This window comes from Pseudonocardia sp. WMMC193 (genome assembly GCF_021728735.1).
GTDB classification, from domain to species: Bacteria; Actinomycetota; Actinomycetes; order Mycobacteriales; family Pseudonocardiaceae; genus Pseudonocardia; species Pseudonocardia oroxyli.
Window position 1 is genome coordinate 5,340,603 of record NZ_JAKKDO010000003.1, and the last position, 20,877, is coordinate 5,361,479.

Annotated in this window: 23 protein-coding genes; 14 read left to right on the top strand and 9 right to left on the bottom strand. The window is 73.7% G+C overall.

Features of this window, described 5'->3' with window-relative positions:
• Window positions 1-12: 12 nt before the first annotated feature.
• The 7 genes from L3X23_RS27450 to L3X23_RS36350 form a co-directional block, all read right to left on the bottom strand.
• Window positions 13-702: an ABC transporter ATP-binding protein gene (locus L3X23_RS27450; protein WP_237195675.1), complete on the bottom strand. Its 690-nt coding sequence runs from the start codon at window positions 700-702 to the stop codon at window positions 13-15.
• Window positions 699-1,520 (bottom strand): ABC transporter permease, encoded by an 822-nt coding sequence (locus L3X23_RS27455; protein WP_237195676.1) that lies wholly within the window; start codon window positions 1,518-1,520, stop codon window positions 699-701. The genes L3X23_RS27450 and L3X23_RS27455 overlap by 4 nt, the downstream gene beginning before the upstream one ends.
• On the bottom strand, window positions 1,517-2,548 hold the full coding sequence (locus tag L3X23_RS27460; RefSeq protein WP_237195677.1) for an ABC transporter substrate-binding protein: 1,032 nt from the start codon (window positions 2,546-2,548) through the stop codon (window positions 1,517-1,519). The genes L3X23_RS27455 and L3X23_RS27460 overlap by 4 nt, the downstream gene beginning before the upstream one ends.
• Window positions 2,549-2,680: 132 nt before the next feature.
• Entirely contained in the window at window positions 2,681-3,535 is an 855-nt protein-coding gene (locus L3X23_RS27465; protein WP_237195679.1) for a nitrate ABC transporter substrate-binding protein, read from the bottom strand.
• A 141-nt stretch (window positions 3,536-3,676) separates the two neighbouring features.
• The gene (locus L3X23_RS27470) at window positions 3,677-4,444 is read right to left on the bottom strand and encodes an IclR family transcriptional regulator (protein WP_237195681.1); all 768 of its coding nucleotides are present in this window, start codon (window positions 4,442-4,444) and stop codon (window positions 3,677-3,679) included.
• A gap of 71 nt (window positions 4,445-4,515) precedes the next feature.
• Window positions 4,516-5,292, bottom strand: coding sequence for a transglutaminase-like domain-containing protein (locus L3X23_RS27475; protein ID WP_237195684.1), 777 nt, complete (start codon window positions 5,290-5,292; stop codon window positions 4,516-4,518).
• Complete coding sequence (locus L3X23_RS36350; RefSeq protein WP_237195686.1) at window positions 5,289-6,278, bottom strand: ATP-binding protein; 990 nt, start codon at window positions 6,276-6,278, stop codon at window positions 5,289-5,291. The genes L3X23_RS27475 and L3X23_RS36350 overlap by 4 nt, the downstream gene beginning before the upstream one ends.
• 338 nt (window positions 6,279-6,616) lie before the next feature.
• On the opposite strand from L3X23_RS36350, the gene L3X23_RS27485 reads away from it, so the two are divergent.
• From L3X23_RS27485 to L3X23_RS27500, 4 genes are all read left to right on the top strand, one after another.
• The gene (locus tag L3X23_RS27485; protein ID WP_093083171.1) at window positions 6,617-7,126 is read left to right on the top strand and encodes a hypothetical protein; all 510 of its coding nucleotides are present in this window, start codon (window positions 6,617-6,619) and stop codon (window positions 7,124-7,126) included.
• 84 nt (window positions 7,127-7,210) lie between these two features.
• Window positions 7,211-7,666 carry a MaoC family dehydratase gene (locus L3X23_RS27490; protein WP_237195688.1) on the top strand — a complete coding sequence of 152 codons (456 nt, stop codon included), beginning with the start codon at window positions 7,211-7,213 and terminating at the stop codon, window positions 7,664-7,666.
• Between the two features lie 29 nt (window positions 7,667-7,695).
• Window positions 7,696-8,907 carry an acetyl-CoA C-acetyltransferase gene (locus L3X23_RS27495; protein WP_237195691.1) on the top strand — a complete coding sequence of 404 codons (1,212 nt, stop codon included), beginning with the start codon at window positions 7,696-7,698 and terminating at the stop codon, window positions 8,905-8,907.
• A complete protein-coding gene (locus L3X23_RS27500) occupies window positions 8,904-9,374 on the top strand; it encodes a MarR family winged helix-turn-helix transcriptional regulator (protein ID WP_237195693.1) in 471 nt (156 codons plus the stop codon). The genes L3X23_RS27495 and L3X23_RS27500 overlap by 4 nt, the downstream gene beginning before the upstream one ends.
• Before the next feature lie 54 nt (window positions 9,375-9,428).
• Here the strand turns inward: L3X23_RS27500 and L3X23_RS27505 are convergent, their stop codons facing one another.
• The gene (locus L3X23_RS27505) at window positions 9,429-9,959 is read right to left on the bottom strand and encodes an inorganic diphosphatase (RefSeq protein WP_093083166.1); all 531 of its coding nucleotides are present in this window, start codon (window positions 9,957-9,959) and stop codon (window positions 9,429-9,431) included.
• A 133-nt stretch (window positions 9,960-10,092) separates the two neighbouring features.
• Between L3X23_RS27505 and dacB the strand changes: the two genes are divergently transcribed.
• From dacB to hpt, 4 genes are all read left to right on the top strand, one after another.
• Window positions 10,093-11,526, top strand: coding sequence for a D-alanyl-D-alanine carboxypeptidase/D-alanyl-D-alanine-endopeptidase (gene dacB, locus L3X23_RS27510; RefSeq protein WP_237195695.1), 1,434 nt, complete (start codon window positions 10,093-10,095; stop codon window positions 11,524-11,526).
• Window positions 11,527-11,536: 10 nt separating this feature from the next.
• On the top strand, window positions 11,537-12,583 hold the full coding sequence (locus L3X23_RS27515; protein ID WP_237195697.1) for a zinc-dependent metalloprotease: 1,047 nt from the start codon (window positions 11,537-11,539) through the stop codon (window positions 12,581-12,583).
• A gap of 67 nt (window positions 12,584-12,650) precedes the next feature.
• Entirely contained in the window at window positions 12,651-13,598 is a 948-nt protein-coding gene (gene tilS / locus L3X23_RS27520) for a tRNA lysidine(34) synthetase TilS (protein WP_237195699.1), read from the top strand.
• A 14-nt stretch (window positions 13,599-13,612) separates the two neighbouring features.
• A complete protein-coding gene (gene hpt, locus L3X23_RS27525; protein WP_237195701.1) occupies window positions 13,613-14,158 on the top strand; it encodes a hypoxanthine phosphoribosyltransferase in 546 nt (181 codons plus the stop codon).
• A 163-nt stretch (window positions 14,159-14,321) separates the two neighbouring features.
• Here the strand turns inward: hpt and L3X23_RS27530 are convergent, their stop codons facing one another.
• Entirely contained in the window at window positions 14,322-15,257 is a 936-nt protein-coding gene (locus L3X23_RS27530; RefSeq protein WP_237195704.1) for a serine protease, read from the bottom strand.
• A 326-nt stretch (window positions 15,258-15,583) separates the two neighbouring features.
• On the opposite strand from L3X23_RS27530, the gene ftsH reads away from it, so the two are divergent.
• The 6 genes from ftsH (at window position 15,584) to L3X23_RS27560 (ending at window position 20,872) form a co-directional block, all read left to right on the top strand.
• Window positions 15,584-17,950, top strand: a complete 2,367-nt coding sequence (gene ftsH, locus L3X23_RS27535; RefSeq protein ID WP_237195706.1) for an ATP-dependent zinc metalloprotease FtsH — start codon at window positions 15,584-15,586, stop codon at window positions 17,948-17,950.
• Between the two features lie 26 nt (window positions 17,951-17,976).
• Window positions 17,977-18,555, top strand: a complete 579-nt coding sequence (gene folE, locus L3X23_RS27540; RefSeq protein WP_237195707.1) for a GTP cyclohydrolase I FolE — start codon at window positions 17,977-17,979, stop codon at window positions 18,553-18,555.
• Window positions 18,555-19,415, top strand: a complete 861-nt coding sequence (folP, locus tag L3X23_RS27545) for a dihydropteroate synthase (protein WP_237195708.1) — start codon at window positions 18,555-18,557, stop codon at window positions 19,413-19,415. Before folE ends, folP begins: the two co-directional genes overlap by 1 nt.
• The gene (gene folB, locus L3X23_RS27550; RefSeq protein WP_237195709.1) at window positions 19,412-19,801 is read left to right on the top strand and encodes a dihydroneopterin aldolase; all 390 of its coding nucleotides are present in this window, start codon (window positions 19,412-19,414) and stop codon (window positions 19,799-19,801) included. Before folP ends, folB begins: the two co-directional genes overlap by 4 nt.
• Before the next feature lie 97 nt (window positions 19,802-19,898).
• Entirely contained in the window at window positions 19,899-20,405 is a 507-nt protein-coding gene (gene folK / locus L3X23_RS27555; RefSeq protein WP_237195710.1) for a 2-amino-4-hydroxy-6-hydroxymethyldihydropteridine diphosphokinase, read from the top strand.
• Window positions 20,402-20,872 carry a DUF3180 domain-containing protein gene (locus L3X23_RS27560; protein ID WP_237195711.1) on the top strand — a complete coding sequence of 157 codons (471 nt, stop codon included), beginning with the start codon at window positions 20,402-20,404 and terminating at the stop codon, window positions 20,870-20,872. Before folK ends, L3X23_RS27560 begins: the two co-directional genes overlap by 4 nt.
• Window positions 20,873-20,877: the final 5 nt, after the last annotated feature.

Sequence of the window (20,877 nt, forward strand, 5' to 3'; positions counted from 1 at the left end):
GGTGGTTCCTTCCTAGAGTGCGGCGACGATCTGGGAGTGGAGTTCGAACAGGTGCGGGTCCTCGGCCGACCGCGGCCGCTCCCGGTCCACGCGGTACTCCGCGGCGATCCGGGCGGGTCTGCCCGCGAGCACGATCACGCGGTCGGCCAGCAACGCGGCCTCGAGCGGGTTGTGGGTGACCAGCAGGCCGGTGCGCGGCCGCTGCATCCAGAGGTCCTGCAGGAGCAGGCGGAGCTTGCGGGCGGTGAGCTCGTCGAGCGCGGAGAACGGCTCGTCGAGCAGCAGCAGGTCCGGTTCCACGGCGAACGCGCGGGCCACGGCGACGCGTTGGCGCTGCCCGCCGGAGAGCACCGTCGGGTAGGAGCCCGCGTACTCGGTCAGCCCGACGGCGGCGAGCACCTCGTCGGCCTTGGCGCCGTCGTGGCAGGCGAGGGTGATGTTCTCCCGCACCGAGAGCCAGTCCAGCAGCCGGGGCTGTTGGAACACGATCCCGAGCCGCGGGTCGCCGGTCTCCACCGTGCCGGTGTCCGGCTGCACCAGCCCGGCCACGACGTGCAGCAACGTGGTCTTGCCGGTGCCGGACGCCCCGACCACCGCGACCAGCTCGCCAGGCTCGACCGTCAGTGAGAAGTCCGCGAGGACCTGCTGCGGGGTGCCGCTGCGGGCGTCGACGAAGGTCTTGCCGATCCCCTCGAGCCTCACACGCTCACCGCCTTGCGCCAGCGGGAGACCCGCTTCTCGAGGCCCTGCAGGATCCCGTACTCGAGGATCGCCATGACGATCGCGAAGAGCAGGGTCCAGGCGAGCACGGCGGCGACGTTCTGCGCGGCGAAGGCGTTGTTGAGCTGGTAGCCGACCCCGGAGGACATGCCGAACACCTCGACCAGCACGATCACCTTCCAGCCCAGCGAGAGCCCGAGCCGGGCGCCCGCGAACAGCGACGGGGCGAGCGCGGGCAGCCAGAGCTTGCGGAGGGTGACCCGCCGCGAGAAGCGGTAGACGTGTGCCATCTCCAGCAGGTCCGGGTCCACCGACCGGGTGCCCTGGTAGATCTGCAGCATCAGCGCGGGCGCCGAGGACAGCGCGACCGCGGCGACCGGGTTGACCAGGTCGATCCCGAACCAGATGACGCACAGCAGGGCCCAGACCAGACCGGGGATGGTGAGCCCGAGCAGCACCGCGGGCTCGAAGAACCGGCGCGCGAACTCGTTGCGCCCCATCGCGATCCCGACGACCACGGCCACCACGAACGCCAGGGCGAACCCGAGCCCCACGCGCAGCACGGTGATGCCGAGCTGGTCGAGGAACGATCCGTCCGAGACGATGTCCACCAGCTCGGTCACGATCGCGGGCACGCCGGGGACGAGGACGGAGTCCAGCAGCGTCGCCATGAGCTGCCAGGCGGCGGCCAGCAGCACCAGGAACAGCACTGCGGGCAGGAACCGCAGCCGCCTGCGGGGGCGCGGGGCCTTGGCCACGGCGGCCGCGACCGGGCCGGGGCGGACCTCGGTCGCGGTCATGCGGATCCTCCGAGATCCAGCCAGGGCGCCTGGGCGGGTGCGGCCTTGATCAGGCCGACCTGCTGCGCGACCTCGGTCTGGCGGCGCAGGTTGCCGAACACCGAGTCGCCCCAGACCACCGGGTAGACGGACTTCATCCGCTCCGGGAGCAGGGCGATCGCCGCCCGCTCCTCGGCGGGGATGCCGTAGGAGCCCGCCAGGTCGGCGAGCAGCTGGGGGTTCTCCTGGATCGCCTCGTGGGCCTTCAGCCGCAGGGTGGCCAGCGCGGTCGCGGTCTCACGGTTGCCGTCGACCCAGGCGCGGGTCGCGCCCTGACCGTTGAGGAACAACGCGTTCGGGTCCTCCCCGGTGCCCTGTGACCACAGCTCACCGATCGTCGCGAGCTGCCGGGCACCCTTGCCGACGAGCCGGGTGGCGTTGGGCTCGATCGTGACGATCGCGTCGACGTCACCCCGGTCGAACAAGGCGAGGCCCGCCAGGACCGCGCCGGGGAACAGCTGGTGCTCCGCGGTGAAGTCGGTGCCGTTGACGGCGAGGGCGAGCTGCGTGGAGCGGAAGGCGTCGCTGTTGTTCGGCGGGGTCGCGATCTTCTTGCCGCGCAGGTCGGCGACCGTCCGGTAGGGGCTGTTCTCCGGGACCAGGACGCGGACGTGGTTGTTCAGGCTGGTCGAGAACAGCACGACGTCCGCGCCCGCCTCGGCGGCGACGACCGCGCCGAGCGGCCCCATGCTGGCCACGTCGAGAGCGCCCGAGAGCAGCTTGTTCTGGACGTCTCCGGGACCCGAACCCGCGACGTAGGTCAGGTCGAGGTTCCCGACCAGACCCCGCTGCTCGCTGATCGGGCGGATCACCGCCCCCGCGGTCCCCGCCTGGGTGTCCTCGACGCGTGCGGCGAGGGTGGTGCCCGTGGGGGCCGCGCCGCCGCAGGCGGCGAGCAGCGGTGCGGCGGCGAGCCCGGCGCCGCCGAACAGGGCGGCGCGGAGGAGGGTGCGGCGATCGAGGCCGCGATCGAGCAGCGGGGGACGCATGAGGGTGCTCCAGAAAGACCGGCGCGGGCCGGGACGTGGGGGAGACGGGTGGGGGAGACGGGGGCGCTCAGCGCCCCGGACACGTCCCGCCGTTGATGGCGCAGTGGTCCACGTGCCGACGCCGGGTGAGGTTCACCGCAGCCCCCGCAGGGTCTCGTAGCCCGAGCGGCCGTCGGTGAGACGCCAGGAGCGCATCCAGGCGTAGGTCTCGGTGAACCGGCGCTCGGTGAACGGCACGATGTGGGTGTAGCGGTGGTAGTCCGGGCGCAGCAGGGCCGGGTCGAGGTCCGCCTCGGCCGCGATCGTCGGCGCCCACCGGGCCCGGTCGGCGTTGATCAGGTCCACGGCCTTGTCGACGGCGGTCCGGTAGGCCTCCTGCTGCTCCGCCGTGAGGTGCGGGGCGATGACCTGCGAACCGCGGTAGGTGTAGGTGCCGAGCACGTGCGCGCCGTGGGCGAGTGCCTTGGACAGGAACGGTTCCATCAGCATCGTGGCGCGGGACTCGCCGGCGAGCAGCCGCTCGAGCCGGCGCGCGGGCGGGCCGACGTGCTCGAGCACGATCCGCTCGCGGGGGACGGTGCCCTCCAGCAGGTGCAGCGCCGTGTAGTGCGAGCCGGTGTAGTCGTTGACCGAGACCGGGACGTCCGCCAGGTCGTGCGGCTCGTTGAGGTCGTCGTCCATGCTGACCAGGGCCTGGGCGACGACGGCCGCCCGCAGGTGGCCGATCCGGCCGCCGCGGGTGTCTCGCTCCAGCCGGTCGATCCCGCCCCACTCGCAGACGTTGTAGACGTCCGCGCGGGCGGTGCTGAACAGGGACTCCTTGTGGCGCACCGCCGGATCGCGGCGCGCGTCCGCCGAGCGGTCGGACCCGTCGGCGAACCGCACCGACAGCCCGACGGCGGAGAACAGGCCCTCCTCGACCGCCACGATCTCGGGCAGGTCGAAGACGACGTGGTTCGGCGACACGACGATCTCGTCCGTACCCACGACGCCTCCTTTCCCTCGATCGGCTGACCCGAGGTTAGGCAGGCCGGTGGGGGTCGGTCAACGGTCGTTTGCGGGATGCGGGACACAGTTGCGCATCGTGGAATGTCCGGTCACGAGCTGCGGGAGCGTGTAAATGTCCGGTCAGAAGTCGCCGAAGGCCATGGACACCGGAAGCCCCTCCAGGGCGTCGGCGGCGGACCGCACGACCGACCCGAGCCCGTCGAGCGTGTCGTCGGTGAGCCTGCTGGCGGGGCCCTGGATCTCCACACCCATCCGGACGTGCTCGCCGGCTCCGACCACCGGCGCGGCGAGGGCGCGCAGGGAGGGGTCGTGGGGGTCGTCGAGCACGGCGTAGCCCCGGAACTGCGTGGCCAGCAGGTCCACCTCGGTCGTCCACGATTCGGGACCGCCGGTGCGGGTGAGCACCTCCGCGGCCTCGTGCACGGGATCCCGGCCGAACGCGACGATGGCGCAGCCGATCGCGGACTCCAGCAGCGGCACCCGCGCGCCGGGTCGTCCGATGTAGCGCAGCGGGCGGGTGGACGGGACGGACAGCACGATCAGCACCTCGTCGCCGCGCCGCATGCCGATGCTCGCGGTCTCGCCGGTGCGGTCGGCGAGCTCCTTGAGCACGTCCGCGGCCTCGGGCACCCCGGAGCTGCCCAGCGCCTTGCGCGCCAACCGGAGCAGCAGCGGACCGGGGAGGAAGCGCTCGGCGTCCCGGCACAGCAGGTTGCCCGCCACCAGGGTGTGGGCGAGGCGGTGCACGGTGCTCACCGTCAGCCCGGTGGCCCGGGCGATCTCCGTCGTGGTCAGCCCGGCCTCGCTGTCCACCACCAACCCCAGCACCGTCGACGCGCGCGCCACGGACTGGATCTCCGGCCCGCGCGAGGCCCCTGGGGTCGCCATGCAGCAGAAGGTAGCCGCCACGGGATCGTGAGTGGCGATAGTCGCCATGGCGACTATCGCCACTCACGGGATCAGTTGAGGTGTGCCAGGAGTCCGGCGGCGGTGCGACGGAGGCGTTCGGCGACCTCCGGGGGCTGGTCACCGCTCGCGAGGTAGGCGGCGATGAGCCGGGCGCCCTCGTCCCAGCGGGCCTGCGCGGCCAGGACCTCGCCCAGCTCCACCAGGGCGTCGGCGTCGGAGCGCAGGGCCAGGCGCATCCGCAGCACCCACTCGCGGTCGGCGGGCCCACCCCGGCGCCGCTGGGCGGCGCGCAGGTTCTCCAGCATGCGCAGCAGGATCTCCCGGGTCGAGACGCGCGGCAGCAGGTGCGGGCCGAAGGGGGCCGTCGAGCCCGTCGCGCGGCGGTACAGCTCCGCGCAGTCCGTGCGGTCGAGGCGGCGGCCGCGGTCGAAGACGTCCAGCAGGTGGCCGCTGTGCGGCACCCGCACCAGGAAGTGCCCCGGCATGCCGACGCCCTCCAGCGCGATCCCGGCCCGCCTGCCCACCTCGATGCACACCACCGCGAGGGTGATCGGGATGCCGAGCCTGCGGGTCAGGACCTCCGGGAGCAGCGAGTTGCGCGGGTCGCCGTAGTCGCCCGTGTCGCCCGCGAAGCCCTCCTCGACGAACAGCCGCCGGACGAGGGCGGGCAGCGAGTCCACGCCCGCGGCCAGCCGGTCGAGCTCGCCGAGCCAGCGCTCGGGCTCCAGATCGGGATCGGCACCCGCGGCGAGCGCGAGCGCCGCCTCGTCCAGCGGGGGCTCCGGACCGCGGACCAGGTCGACGAACCGGGCGACCGCCTCGCTCACGGGGCGCCTGCCGACCCGTCCGCCGCCTCCGTCTCCACCACCAGCCGGACCGTGGTCCCGGCGGCGTCGCTCCACACCTGCAGGACGTCGCTGAGCTCGGAGGCGAGCCAGAGCCCGCGGCCCCGCTCACCGGACGGCGGCGGCGCCACCAGGCCCGGGAAGGCCACGTCCATCCGCCCGACGTCGTAGACCTCGGCGACGACCCGGCCCGCGCCGCCCCACAGCCGCAGCCTGCCCGCGCCGGGACCGTGCTCGGCGCTGTTCGTCGCGATCTCGTTGACCGCCAGCACCAGATCGGCGACGCGCTCGGGGTCCAGGCCCGCCGTGGGCGAGACCTGCGTGACCAGCCTGCGGACGGCGGACAGCGTGGCCTGGGTGAAGGCCAGCTCGGCGACGGGCGGCCCGAGGTCGGGCGGCGGGGGCGGCGGGAACTCGGCCAGCACCCCGAGGGGATCGCGCACGGCGTCGGTGGGCACGCTCGCCCCGCCGACGCGCAGCGCGGGATGGGTGGCGCGCAGCAGGTCGAGGTCGCCGTCCTCGGGGCAGGCGCACAGCATGGTGACGGGGAGCCCGGCGAGGGCGACGGTGAGCGCGGCGTCGAGCCGGGCCCAGTGGCCGAGGTCCAGCCCCAGGCGCGCGCTGTGCTGGGCGACCACCGTCGTCCGCTGCTCCGGTCTGGGGGTGCGACGGCTCAGCCGCGCCCACCGCGTCGCCACGGTGAACGGAGGCACCCGGTGCACCTCGTCGAGCTCTCGCCAGTCCACCGCCGACGCCGCGGTGCCCAACACCGCGGTGAGCGCCGCCCGGTTGTCCGGTTCCACCGCCACGACGACGGGCCCGCCCGCCTCGAGCGCCGCTCCGAGCGGCTCGGCCAGCTCGGCCGCGAGCTGCTCCGGGGTCGCGAACGGCACACCCTCGTGGACCGTGCCGCAGGGTGGGTGCGGGGCCGCCGCCTGGGCCGCCTCCTGGTCCATTCCCTGCTCCACCCCCGCTCCCACCGCGCAGCGGCACGATAGTGCCCGGAGCGCCGGCTCGCCGAACGGAGCAACCGGGTGCGGGCGGTGGACCGAACGGGCGAGGTTCAACCCGAAGCGGGTGGATCATGGCACGGTGGGGTGACGAGTGTGACCCAGCAGACGGACCCCCGCGTGACGGCCGGGCCGCCGACCGGAGCGCGCGGCCCTCGAACGGATGGCCGGTGTCCGATTCCGCTCACGCTGCGTCCCCGAGCTGGGCCTTTCCGGTGACCCGTCGAAGAACCAGGCCACCGGGCGGTCGTTGACCGCTCCAGGGCCCGACGACCGGCGAGCAGGGGAGGTGGCGGATGACGGCGGAGCTGACCGACCCGCGTTCGCCCGATCCCGGCGCCGCGGCGGTGCACCTGCTCGACGCGCCGGGTGCGCGCGCCGTCGTCCGCAGGCCGGGCTCGCCGGACCTCGCCGCCCCCGTCGGCTGGGGGGTCCTGGTGCTGCCGGTCTTCGGCGCCGACCCCGAGCTGTCCGTCGAGTTCACCGAGTCGGCGGGTGCGGACCGGGCACCCACCGGTCCGCGGTGGCTCGCCTGCGCGGACCTGCGCCGGGTCCGCCACGACGTCGTCGCCGTCCGGGGGCTGCTGCGCGCCGGGCCCGCCCTGGCGCTCGCCGAGGCCCCGGAACCGGAGCCCATCGAGGGCGCCGCCCACCGCGTGCAGGGGGTCTTCCGGGTGCGGCCGCTGCCCGGGCGCCGGATCGAGATCTCGCTGCAGGTGACCGTGGTGGCGCCCGGTGCGGGGGAGGCGGGCGAGCCCGCGGGCACACCCGTCCAGCTGGAGTTCCGCGGCGCGTTCGCCCGCTGAGTTAGCTGTCCCACGAGCCGCCCGACGGGACCCCTCCCGTGTGGCAGGGTGACGGTGACCGGCTCCTGCGCGGAAAGGGTGGACATGCGCGTCTTCAATGGTGTGGACGAGATCAGCGGCCTGGTGGGCGAGCACCTCGGCACCTCGGAATGGGTGACCGTGGAACAGGCCCACATCGACCAGTTCGCCGAGGCGACCGGTGATCACCAGTGGATCCACGTGGACGCGGAGCGCGCCGCCGAGGGCCCCTTCGGCACGACGATCGCGCACGGCTTCCTGACCCTGTCGCTGCTCCCGGTGCTCGTGGCGAAGACCTACCGCGTCGACGGTGTGCGCATGGGCATCAACTACGGGCTCAACAAGGTGCGGTTCACCTCGCCGGTGCCGGTGGGCAGCAAGGTGCGCGGGAACATCGTGCTCGCGGGGGTGGAGCAGACCAAGGACGGCGCCGCTCAGCTCGCCCTCACCGTGACCGTCGAGCTGGAGGGCTCGGAGCGGCCCGCGCTCGTCGCCGAGTGGCTCGTCCGCCAGTACAGCTGAACTCGTGACATCCGAAAGATGGGGCAGACATGCGTGATGCGGTGATCTGCGAGCCGCTGCGGACCCCGGTCGGCGGGTTCGGCGGCTCGCTGCGCGACGTGCCGGTGAAGACGCTGGCGTCCACGGTGATCGCCGCGCTCGTCGAGCGGACCGGGCTGGACACCTCCGCGGTCGACGACGTGCTGCTGGGCAACTGCTACCCCACGATGGACGCCCCGGCGCTCGGGCGGGTGGCCGCGCTCGACGCCGGCATCCCGATCACCGCGGGCGGGCTGCAGATCGACCGTCGGTGCGGCTCGGGCCTGCAGGCCGTGCTCTACGCCGCGATGCAGGTCCAGACCGGCGCGTCGGAGGTCGTCCTCGCCGGTGGCGCGGAGTCGATGTCCAACGCCGCCTTCTACTCGACGAGCATGCGCTGGGGCGCCAAGGGCGGCCCCGGGGTGATGCTGCACGACTCGCTCGCCCGTGGGCGGGTCACGGCGGGCGGGGACCACTACCCCGTGCCCGGCGGCATGATCGAGACGGCGGAGAACCTCCGCAAGGAGTACTCGATCCCGCGCGAGGAGCAGGACGAGTTCGCCGTGCGGTCGCACCAGAAGGCGGCCGCGGCGCAGGCGTCGGGGATCTTCGCCGAGGAGATCGTCCCGGTCACGGTGAAGGGCCGCAAGGGCGACACCGTGGTGGAGCGCGACGAGCACATCCGGCCGGACTCGTCGGTGGAGACCCTCGCGAGGCTGCGCCCGATCATGGGCAAGCAGGACGCCGAGGCCACGGTCACCGCGGGGAACGCCTCCGGGCAGAACGACGGGGCGGCGATCTGCATCGTCACCACCCCGGAGAAGGCCGAGCAGCTGGGGCTGCGCCCGCTGGTCCGGCTCGTGTCCTGGGGGGTGGGCGGCGTGGCGCCCCAGACGATGGGCATCGGCCCGGTCCCGGCCGTGGCCAAGGCGCTCGACCAGGCCGAGGTGGCGCTCAAGGACGTCGACCTGATCGAGCTGAACGAGGCCTTCGCCGCGCAGGTGCTGGCCTGCACCCGCGAGTGGGGGTTCACCCCGAGCGACTTCGAGCGGATGAACGTCCACGGCTCGGGGATCTCGCTGGGCCACCCGGTCGGCGCGACCGGCGGCCGGATCCTGGCCACCCTGGCCAGGGAGATGGTGCGCCGGGACGCCCGCTACGGCGTCGAGACGATGTGCATCGGTGGCGGGCAGGGCCTCGCCGCGCTGTTCGAGCGCGTGTGAACGAGGAGGCCGCGCAGTCCGTGGAGCGGGCGGACGAGCTGGGCACCCAGCTCGCCCGCCTGATCCGCCTGTTCGACCGGATGCAGGCGCAGTACCAGGCGGAGAACCCGAACGCCGTCGAGCGGTCGGCCTACCTGCTGCTCGTGCACCTGGTGAAGGACGGACCGCAGCGGCCCGGCGCGCTGGCGGAGGCGGTCCGGTCGGACCCGTCGACCGTCAGCAGGCAGATCGCCCAGCTCGGCAGGCTCGGCTACGTGGCCCGCACCCCGGACCCCGAGGACGGGCGGGCCTCGCTCATCGCGGCGACCGAGGAGGGCAGGCGGGTCTTCGAGGAGAACCGCCAACAGCGCAACACCCGCATCGCGGCCCTGCTCGCGGACTGGACCCCCGAGGACCAGGCCATGCTGACCCGGCTGCTCGGCCGCTTCAGCACGGCGCTGGAGGAGACCTGGAGCAAGGGCGACTGACGCCGCCCGTGCGTGGCGAGTGGTGCCAGAGCACCACTCGCCACGCACGACCGCTCAGTGCTGGGGGGTCTCGCCCGCCTCGAGCGCGGCGGCCTCGGCGGCCTTCGCGTCCTCCTCGCGCTTGCGGGAGGCGAGGATCTCGCGCTCGGCGTCGGCCCGGCCGACCCACGAGGCACCCTCGACGCTCTTGCCCGGCTCGAGGGTCTTGTAGATCTCGAAGAAGTGCTGGATCTCCGCCCGGTCGAACTCGGGCAGGTGGTGGATGTCGCGCAGGTGCTCCTGGCGCGGGTCGTCCGCCGGGACGCAGAGGACCTTGTCGTCCCCGCCCTTCTCGTCCTTCATCCGGAACATGCCGATGGCGCGCGAGCGGATCAGGCAGCCCGGGAACGTCGGCTCCTGGACGAGCACGAGCGCGTCCAGCGGGTCGCCGTCCTCACCGAGGGTGTCCTCGATGAAGCCGTAGTCCGCGGGGTACTGCGTGGCGGTGAACAGCGTGCGGTCGAGGCGGAGCCTGCCCGTCTTGTGGTCCACCTCGTACTTGTTGCGGCCGCCCTTCGGGATCTCGATGAGAACGTCGAAGTCCACGGGTGCTCCTTCAGTCGGTCCGTCTGCAGGCCGCTCCGATGGGTGCGGCATCTACCTCTAGTGTGGGGGACCGCGTCCGGACGGTCGTGACCGGCCGGTCCGTCTCGGGGGACGCGGGAAGGATCGGTGGAGGGTGGGATTCGGCCGCCGGATCGGCGACACGCTCAGGCTGCCCACGCGCAAGGGGCGGACCGTCCTCATCGTGCTCGTGGTGTTGGCGCTGGCCGCGGCGGCGGGCGGCACGGCGGCCCTGCACGCGCCGAACCTGCTCGTTGACCTGGGCATTCGCGACCAGGCGGTGCCGGAGAAGCAGCTCGACGTGCCCGTGCCGGAGCTGGCGGCACTGTCCGCCGCGGCGCCCACGCCGAGCAGCTCGGGCCTCGGTTCGGTGCTCGGCCCGCTGGCCGGTTCGACCGCCCTGGGCGACTTCTCCGGGATCGTGGTCGACCCGGCCGCGCCGCGCGGCGCGCCGCCACTGTGGCAGCAATCACCGGAGAAGACTCTCGTTCCGGGCAGTACGGGCAAGCTCCTCACGGCCAGTGCCGCCCTGCTCACCCTGGACCCGACCGACCGGCTGGCCACCCGGGTGGTCGCGGGCGCCGAGCCGGGCCAGGTCGTGCTGATCGGCGGCGGCGATCCCACCCTCACCGCGCTGCCCGCGGGCCGCACCGGCACCTATCCCGACCCCGCCCGGCTCGACGACCTGGTGGCCCTGGTCAAGAAGGCGGTCGGCAGCCAGCCGATCACCTCCGTCGTGATCGACACCAGCCTGTGGACCGGCCCGGAGCTGGCCGAGGGCTGGGACCCCGCGGATGTCGCGGGCGGGTTCGTCGCCCCGATGGTCCCGCTGATGCTCGACGGCGGCAGGCGCGTCGTCACCGAGCAGGACACCCCGCGCGTGGCCGACCCCGCGACCGAGGCCGGGCGCGCCTTCGCCCAGAAGCTCGGCGTCACCCGGGTCACCGAGGGCACCGCGCCGCCGAACGCCAAGGAGCTGGGTCGGGTCGTCTCCGCGCCGATCTCCTCGCTGGTCGAGCACCTGATGACCACCTCGGACAACGTCCTGGCCGAGAGCCTCGCCCGCACCGTCGCCCTGTCGCGGCAGGCGGACCCGTCCTTCACCGGGTCGGCGGACGCGGTGCTCGGCGCGCTGACCCAGTCCGGCTTCGACGTCACCGGGGCCCACATGGTCGACGGCAGCGGGCTGTCCACCGAGGACCGGGTGCCCGCCCCGCTGCTGGCGGCGCTGCTGCAGGCCGCCGCGGCCCCCACCGGCCCGGACGACGGCCCGGAGTTCCTCCGCCCGATCATCACCGGGCTGCCGGTCGCGGGCGGCGACGGCACGCTCGACGACCGGTTCGGCACCGGCAACGCCTCCGTCGGTCGCGGCGTGGTCCGGGCCAAGACGGGGACGCTCACCGGGGTGAGCAGCCTCGCGGGCGTCGTCACGGACGTCGACGGCAGGCTGCTGGTCTTCGCGCTGATGTCCAACGGAGAGTCCCCGGCGGACGTCCGCCCGCGGCTGGACACGATCGCGGCCACGCTGAGTCGGTGCGGATGTCGGTAGCGTGGCGGAGGTGACACTCGCGACCGACACCTCGTCCGGACTCCCGGTCAACTGGGGGCTGGCCCGCCGCACGGCGGCCCGGCTCGTGCCTGCGGGGCCGCCGGTCGCCGCCGCGGTGGCGACGGAGCTGGTGGAGCGCCTGCGTGCGGATGCCGCCGTCGCCGAAGGGCACGTCCGCGCCGTCACCGGCCTGGGCGAGGGGCTGCCGCTGCTGCCCGCGGACGTCGTGGACCGCCCCGCCTGGGCGGCGGCCGCGATCGACGGCATGGCGGAGCTGACGGCGGGCGCGCAGCTGCCGAGCACGGCGAAGGCCGCGCGGGCGGTCACCTCGACCACCGCCGGTCTGCAGATCGGCGGGGTCCTCGCCTTCGTGGGGGCCCGGGTGCTGGGCCAGTACGACCCCTTCGGCGGCCCGGACCGCGAGGGCAGGCTGCTGCTCGTCGCCCCGAACATCTACGCCGCCCAGCAGGCGCTCGACGTCCCCAGCGGGGACTTCGGCCTCTGGGTCTGCCTGCACGAGGCCACCCACCGGCTGCAGTTCACCGCCGTGCCCTGGCTGCGCGAGCACTTCGCGGCCGAGGTCTCGCACTTCCTGTCGATCAGCACCCGGGACGGCGGGGCGATGCTCGAGCGGCTCCCGGAGGCGGTGAAGGCGCTCAAGGAGTCCCGCGGCGACTCGCTGGCGCTGGTGGAGCTGCTGCAGGGCCCGGAGCAGAAGGCCGCGCTGGACCGGCTGCTCGCGCTGACCACGCTGCTGGAGGGCCACGCGGACCACGTCATGGACGCGGCGGGCCCCGAGGTGGTGCCCAGCGTCGCGACGATCCGCACGCGGTTCACCGCGCGTCGCCGTGGCGGCGGGTTGATCGACCGGGTGTTGCGCGCGCTGCTCGGGGTGGAGGCGAAGGTCAAGCAGTACGCGGTCGGCTCGGCGTTCACGAAGCGGGTCGTCGACGAGGTGGGCATGGCGGGCTTCAACGCCGTCTGGCAGAGCCCCGACACCCTCCCCACGCGCGCGGAGCTGGCGGCCCCCGAGACCTGGCTGGCCCGAGTCCCCTGACCGACGCCCGCACTATGGAGCCACACTGGCCGCTGAGCAGGCTGTTCTCGCGCATTGTGGAGCCACGATGACCGCTGGGCGGGCCGGTTCCGCGCACTGTGGAGCCACAGTGCGGCGGGTGGTGGCGGACGCGCTCGCGCGGATCCCGCTGCAGGGCGCGCCCGTCGTCGGGTGTTCCGGCGGGCCGGACTCGCTGGCGCTGCTGCTCGCCGCGCACGCCGTGCGGGCGGACACGGTGGCGGCGATCGTCGACCACGGGCTGCAACCCGGCTCGGCGGAGCGCTCGCAGGCGCTCGCCACCCGGCTGCGGGAGCGGGGCATCGCCGCCGAGGTGCACCCCGTCGTCGTCACCGGGAGCGGGGGCCTGGAGGCCGCGGCGCGGCGGGCGCGGTACGCGGCGCTGCGGGCGGTCCGGCCCGGTTCACCCGTGCTGCTCGGCCACACCCTCGACGACCAGGCCGAGACCGTGCTCCTCGGGCTCGGTCGCGGCTCGGGGGCCCGGTCGATCGCGGGCATGCGCGAGTGGGACGAGCCGTGGCTGCGGCCGCTGCTCGGCCTGCGCCGAGCCGTGGTGCACGCGGCCTGTGGCGATCTCGAACCCTGGTCCGACCCGCACAACATCGATCCCCGGTTCACCCGCGCCCGGTTGCGGGCCGAGGTCCTGCCGCTGGTGGAGGACGTTCTCCCGGGGGCGACGGAGGCGCTGGCCCGCACCGCGGCCCAGCTGCGGGAGGACGACGAGGCGCTCTCGGCCTGGGCCGCGCGCCTGCGGGACGAGGCGGAGTCCCCGGCGGGCCTCGACGTCGCCGTGCTGCGCGGCGCTCCCGCCGCGGTCCGGCGACGGGTGCTGCGCGACTGGCTCTGTGACGTCGGCATCACGGCCCTGACCGACGCCCACCTGCGGTCGGCCGACGCGCTGGTCGGCGAGTGGCGCGGGCAGGGCGGGCCGCGGCTGCCCGGCGGGTTGGACCTCGTGCGGCGAGATGGCAGGCTCTCGGTGCAACGGTTCGGCTAGCGAGAGGGTCATCCGTGTACGACGGGGACATCGCGTCCGTCTTGATCACCGAACAACAGATCGACGACAAGACCACCGAGCTCGCCGAGCAGATCGCGAAGGACTACGCCGCCGTCGACGGTGACGTCCTGCTGGTCGGGGTGCTCAAGGGCGCGGTCATGTTCATGACCGACTTCGCGCGCGCCATGCCCGTCCCGGTCCAGCTGGAGTTCATGGCGGTCAGCTCGTACGGGTCGGCGACGTCCTCGAGCGGCGTCGTGCGGATCCTCAAGGACCTCGACCGGGACATCGCCGGGCGGCACGTCCTGATCGTCGAGGACATCATCGACTCCGGCCTGACGCTGTCCTGGCTGCTCAAGAACCTGGAGTCGCGCGGCCCGGCGTCGCTGGAGGTCGTGACGCTGCTCCGCAAGCCCGACGCGGTGAAGGTCGACGTCCCGGTGAAGTACGTGGGCTTCGACATCCCGAACGAGTTCGTGGTCGGCTACGGGCTGGACTACGCCGAGCGCTACCGCGACCTGCCCTACATCGGCACGCTGGACCCGAAGGTCTACGCCTGAGGGTCCGCTGACGCTGGAGACGCCGTGACGCTTGGGCGGCCCAAGCACCGCTGAGCGACGCTTGGGACGCCCAAGCACCACGGAGCGACGCTTGGGACGCCCAAGTGTCACGGTCTGAGCGTCCGAGCCCGAGCGTCAGAGCCCGAGCGTCCGAGCCCGAGCGTCAGACGGGTGGGCCCGCGGGCGGCGCGATCTCCTGCGGGTCCACGCCCGGCGGGGTGGGGGTGAACGGCGCGGTGCCGTCGACCAGCCCGACCGGCCCCAGGCCGCTGTGCGCGTTGGCGTAGGCCAGCGACCGGGCCAGGTCCGTCACCCCGTTGCTGACCGGCAGCGGCGCCAGGTTCAGCGTGGACAGCAGGCCCAGCGCCCGCCCCGAGGCGTCGAGGAACGCGCTGCCCGAGTCCCCCGGGATGCCCGGGTTGACCGTGTAGACCTGGTGCTGCCACCCGTCGGCGACGTCCCCGGCGCTCACGCCCGCCTTCGGGGTCAGCGCGGCGATCCCGGCCCGGGTGGGCGAGTTGCCATAGCTGAAGGCCTGCGCGCCCAGCGGCAGCCCGGTGGTGTTCACCCCGGTCGGCCCGCCGAAGAACGGGACCGTGGGGTTCGTGGTGGCGGCGGCGTCCGCGGGCAGCTCGACGAGGGCGAAGTCGTTGTAGCCGCAGACCACCGGGTCGGTCTCGGCGCGCTGCTGCATGGTGACCCAGGAGCTGTAGACCATCCGCCCGGTCGTCGTGTAGCCGTGCGCCCCGCGGACGGTGACCGGCGTGCCGAGCGGCATCGTCGAGGAGTTGCAGCCGTCCGTCTCGGTCTCCGCGCCGGTGCCCGCGCAGTGCGCGGCCTGCCCGAGGTAGAGGGTCCCCCCGTCGCCGCGGAACACGAAGTTCCCGGTGCAGGAGCCGCCGCCCTGGGTGATCGTCTGCACCCCGGGCGTCACCGCCGCCGTCTCGCGGGGTGCCCAGACGGGTGCCGGCGCGGCGGCCGGAACCGCGGCGGGCGCCGGTCGGGCGCTCGCGGTCGAGGGCACGACGACCACCACCGCGGCCAGGGCCGCCACCGTCGCCGCCGCGGCGAGCACGCCGCGCCTCGACCGGATACGCATCCGGACCCCACCCCCGAGAAATCGCCGGCAAGTCGCCGCGTGACCAACGACGCGCCCCTGCCCGGGGTTACCTCACCATCCCCGCCCCCCGGGGTTCGAGCCGGGTCACCGGTTCGGTGCGGGCCCGAGACCGGATCGTGAGGCGGCCCGGGAACCGGGCGCGCGAGGCGCACGTTGAGCCGGGCGTACCCCTCCGCAGGGCACGGTGGCGCAGCACCGGCCCGCGGCGGCTATCCTGGCGGATCAGGCCGGTCGGCGCGTCGCCGCCCGCGCGGGTACCGGCGAAGCACATCTCGGGAAGGTGAAGGCCACCAGGCCGAAGCTGCATGGACCGCAAGCGCCTGCTCCGTAACCCCTTGATCTGGATCCTCGTCGTGGTCCTGGTCTATTTCGGGTTCTCCGTGCTCTTCGACGACACCCGCGGCTACGCCCAGGTCCCCACGTCGACGGCCATCGCCCAGATCGACGCCCGGAACGTGGCGAGCGCCACGATCGAGGACCGCGAGCAGCGCCTGCGGCTCGATCTGACCAACCCGGTCGACGGCAGCACCAAGATCCTGACCCAGTACCCCGCGTCGTCCTCGAACGCGATCCTCACGGATCTGCAGGAGGCGGGCGTCCCCACCTACAACACCGTGGTGCGCCAGGACTCGTTCCTGACCACGATGTTGATCTACCTGATCCCGCTCGGCCTGGTGCTCCTCGTCCTGTTCTGGATGATGAACAACGCCCAGGGCGGCGGGAACCGGGTCATGTCCTTCGGCAAGTCGAAGGCCAAGCAGCTCAACAAGGACATGCCGAAGACCACGTTCGCCGACGTGGCGGGCGCGGACGAGGCCGTCGAAGAGCTGTACGAGATCAAGGACTTCCTGCAGAACCCGGGCCGCTACCAGGCGCTCGGGGCCAAGATCCCCAAGGGCGTGCTGCTCTACGGCCCGCCCGGCACCGGGAAGACGCTGCTCGCGCGCGCGGTCGCGGGCGAGGCGGGCGTGCCGTTCTACACCATCTCCGGCTCGGACTTCGTCGAGATGTTCGTCGGTGTCGGCGCCTCGCGCGTGCGGGACCTGTTCGAGCAGGCCAAGCAGAACTCCCCCTGCATCATCTTCGTGGACGAGATCGACGCGGTCGGCCGCCAGCGCGGTGCGGGCCTCGGCGGCGGGCACGACGAGCGGGAGCAGACGCTCAACCAGCTGCTCGTCGAGATGGACGGGTTCGACGCGCGCGGCGGGATCATCCTGATCGCGGCCACCAACCGTCCGGACATCCTGGACCCGGCGCTGCTGCGTCCCGGCCGCTTCGACCGGCAGATCCCCGTCGGCGCCCCGGACCTCGCGGGCCGCCGCCAGATCCTGCAGGTGCACAGCAAGGGCAAGCCCTTCGCGAACGACGTCGACTTCGACGCCCTCGCCAAGCGCACCGTCGGCATGTCGGGTGCGGACCTGGCGAACGTGATCAACGAGGCCGCGCTGCTCACCGCGCGGGAGAACGGCTCGCAGATCAACGGCGCCGCGCTCGAGGAGTCCGTCGATCGCGTGGTCGGTGGCCCCCGCCGCAAGGGCAAGATCATCTCCGAGCAGGAGAAGAAGATCACCGCCTACCACGAGGGCGGACACGCGCTGGCCGCGTGGGCGATGCCGGACCTCGAGCCGGTCTACAAGCTCACGATCCTGCCGCGCGGTCGCACCGGCGGACACGCACTCGTCGTCCCGGAGGACGACAAGGGCCTGATGACGCGCTCGGAGATGATCGGCAGGCTGGTGTTCGCCATGGGCGGGCGCAGCGCCGAGGAGCTGGTGTTCCACGAGCCCACCACGGGCGCGTCCTCGGACATCGACCAGGCCACCAAGATCGCCCGCGCGATGGTCACCGAGTACGGCATGAGCGCCAAGCTCGGCGCCGTCCGCTACGGCCGCGAGCAGGGCGACCCCTTCCTCGGCCGCTCGATGGGCAACCAGGCGGACTACTCGCTCGAGGTCGCCCACGAGATCGACGAGGAGGTCCGCAAGCTCATCGAGGCGGCCCACACCGAGGCGTGGGAGATCCTCAACACCTACCGGGACGTGCTGGACGACCTGGTGGTGGAGCTGCTGGACAAGGAGACGCTCACCCGCAAGGACCTGGAGCGGATCTTCGGCTCGGTGGAGAAGCGGCCCCGGATCACCGCGTTCAACGACTTCGGTGAGCGCACCCCGAGCGACAAGCCGCCGATCAAGACCAAGGGCGAGCTCGCCCGCGAGCGCGGCGAGGCGTGGCCGCCGGAGACCGAGCGCGAGCCGGTCCCGGTCAGCTCCTACCCGGGCGGCGGGGGCGGAGACGTCCCGGCCCCGGGCCCGAACGGCGGCCCCGGCCCCCTGCCGTCGCCCGGCCCGAACGGCGGCTACCCCGGTGGGTTCCCCGCCGAGCAGCACGCCCCGGCGAACGGGAACGGCAACGGAGCGCACACCGCCCCGGCGAACGGGAACGGCAACGGCAACCGGCTGCCCCCGAACGCGGTCGCCCCGAACTACGGCGCCCCGCCGGACTGGCGGCCCGCGACCACGCCCGCCGGGCAGACCTGGCCGCCGCCGAACTGGGCCCCGCCGCAGCAGGGCACCGACCCGTCGGAGCAGGCCCCCCGGCCCTACGACACGCCCGCACCACGACCCACGCCGGAGAACCCGGAGCAGGGGCCCGACTCGGGGAGCACGCGCTGACCACCAGCACACCGGTGAACGGTCGAGTGACCGCCACGGGCGTCGATCACGCACGCGCCGAGGCGGCCGTCCGCGAGCTGTTGCTCGCGATCGGGGAGGACCCCGACCGCGAGGGGCTCCGGGACACCCCGGGCCGGGTCGCCCGGGCCTACGAGGAGCTGTTCGCCGGGCTCTACACGGACCCGGCCGCGGTCCTGGAGAAGACGTTCGACGAGGGCCACGGCGAGCTCGTCATGGTCAAGGACATCCCGATCTACTCCACCTGCGAGCACCACCTCGTGCCGTTCCACGGGGTGGCGCACATCGGGTACATCCCGTCGTTGGACGGGAAGGTCACCGGGCTGTCCAAGCTGGCCCGCGTCGTCGACCTCTACGCCAAGCGCCCGCAGGTCCAGGAGCGGCTCACCGGGCAGGTGGCGGACGCGCTGGTGGCGAAGCTGAACCCGCGCGGGGTGATCGTGGTGATCGACGCCGAGCACCTGTGCATGGCCATGCGGGGCATCCGCAAGCCGGGCTCGCGCACCACCACCTCCGCCGTGCGGGGCATGTTCCAGACCTCCCCTTCGTCCCGCGCGGAGGCGCTCGCGCTGATCCGGGGGTCGTGATGGCGGCCCCGGTCCCGCAGCCGGGCCGGTGCGTGGTGCTGGGCATCCTCAACGTCACGCCCGACTCGTTCTCCGACGGCGGCCGGTACGTCGACCGCGAGCACGCCGTCGCGCACGGGGTCGCCATGCGGGACGCCGGGGCCGACCTGGTGGACGTCGGGGGCGAGTCGACACGGCCCGGCGCGGCCCGGATCGACGCGGCCACCGAGCAGGAGCGCATCCTCCCGGTGATCCGGGACCTCGTCGCCGAGGGCGTCCGGGTCAGCGTCGACACCACCCGCGCCTCGGTCGCCGAAGCCGCCGTGGAGGCCGGCGCGACCGTGGTCAACGACGTGTCCGGCGGGCTCGCCGACCCGCGCATGGCGGCCGCGGTCGCGGCGCTGCGCGTGCCGTGGATCCTCATGCACTGGCGCGGGCACAGCGACCGCATGCAGGAGCTGGCGTCCTATGAGGACGTCATCGGGGAGGTCCGCCACGAGCTCGTCGAGCGGGTGGACGCCGCGGTGATGGCGGGCGTCGATCCGGGCCGGATCATCCTCGACCCGGGCATCGGCTTCGCCAAGACCGCGGCGCACAACTGGGCGCTGCTGCGCAGGCTGGACGTGTTGCTGGCGCTGGGTTTCCCCGTGCTGGTCGGGGCCTCGCGCAAGCGGTTCCTCGGGCAGCTGCTCGCCGCATCGGACGGCACGCTGCGCCCACCCTCGGGTCGAGACGGCGCCACCGCGGCGATCAGCGCGATCGCCGCCGAGCACGGCGCCTGGGGCGTCCGGGTGCACGACGTCGAGACCACGATGGACGCCATCGCGGTCGCCGCCGCGTACCGGCTGGGCTCCTCGCGCGCGCGGACGGGAGAGCAATGACGGACCGGATCGAGCTGACCGGGCTGCGGGTGCGCGGCCACCACGGCGTGTTCGCGCACGAGAAGCGGGACGGCCAGGACTTCGTCGTCGACATCCGGCTGTGGATCGACCTGGCCGAGGCCGCGGCCACGGACGACCTGACCAAGACCGTGCACTACGGGGAGCTCGCCGAGATGGCGGCCGGGATCGTCGCGGGGCCGCCGCGGGACCTGATCGAGACGGTGTCCGCCGAGATCGCGGACACCGTGATGAAGGACGAGCGGGTGCAGGCCGTCGAGGTCACGCTGCACAAGCCGCACGCCCCGATCCCGCTGGACTTCGCGGACGTCGCGGTGGTGGCCCGCCGCTCCCGCCGCGGCGAGCGGGGCAGGATCCTCCCCGCATGACCACCCCCACCGACGACCGGCGCGCGGGCCCAGGCCTGATGAGCGAACGCTCAGACCTCGTGAGCGAGCGCGCCGTTCGCCGGGGTGGAGGGGCGGGGTGACCCGCGCGGTGCTCTCGCTCGGCTCGAACCTCGGGGACCGGTTCGGGTACCTCCGGCTCGCCGTCGACGGCTTCGGGGCGGCGGTCGTCGCCGCGTCCCCGGTCTACGAGACCCCCGCCTGGGGCGGTGTCGAGCAGCCGGACTTCCTCAACGCGCTCCTCCTCGTCGACGACCCCGCCGTCGACCAGTGGGGCTGGCTGCGCCGCGGGCAGGAGCTGGAGAAGGCCGCCGAACGGGTCCGCGAGGTGCGCTGGGGTCCCCGGACGCTCGACGTCGACGTGGTCACCGTCTCCGCGGACGGAACCCCCGTGACCAGCGACGACCCGGAGCTGCTGCTGCCCCACCCGGGCACCCCCGAGCGGGCGAGCGTCCTGGTGCCCTGGCTGGATCTCGACCCCGAGGCCGTGCTGCCCGGGCACGGCCGGGTCGCCGACCTGCTGGCCGCGCTGCCGCCGTCGGAGATCGAGGGCCTGCGCCGGACCGATCTGGTGCTGCACCCGTGACCGCCACCCGTCCGCGTGATCTCGTCGTGGCGTTCGTCGCCGCGGTGGTGGTCGGCAACCTGCTCGTCCGGCTGTCCTACGGGTCGCTGCCCGGCTTCCCCGCCCCCGCGGGCGCCACTCTCGCCGTGCTGGGGATCGCCGAGGCGGTCGCGGGGTGGGTGCTCAAGGGGCGGGTGGACCGGCGACCCGGGAGCAAGCCGGTCGAGCCGCTGGTCGCGGCGCGGGCGGTGCTCGTGGCCAAGGCGTCCGCACTGGGCGCCGCGCTGGTCGGCGGGCTGTGGACCGGCCTGCTCCTGTACACGGTGCCCCGGGCGAGCGAGGTCACCGCGGCGGCCGCGGACACCCTCGCCGGGGCGGTCGGGCTGGTGTCCGCGCTGCTGCTGGTCGGCGGCGCGCTCTGGCTGGAGCACTGCTGCCGGGCGCCGTCGGACCACGACGACACCCACCGCGGTCGGGGGACGGCTTAGGCTTC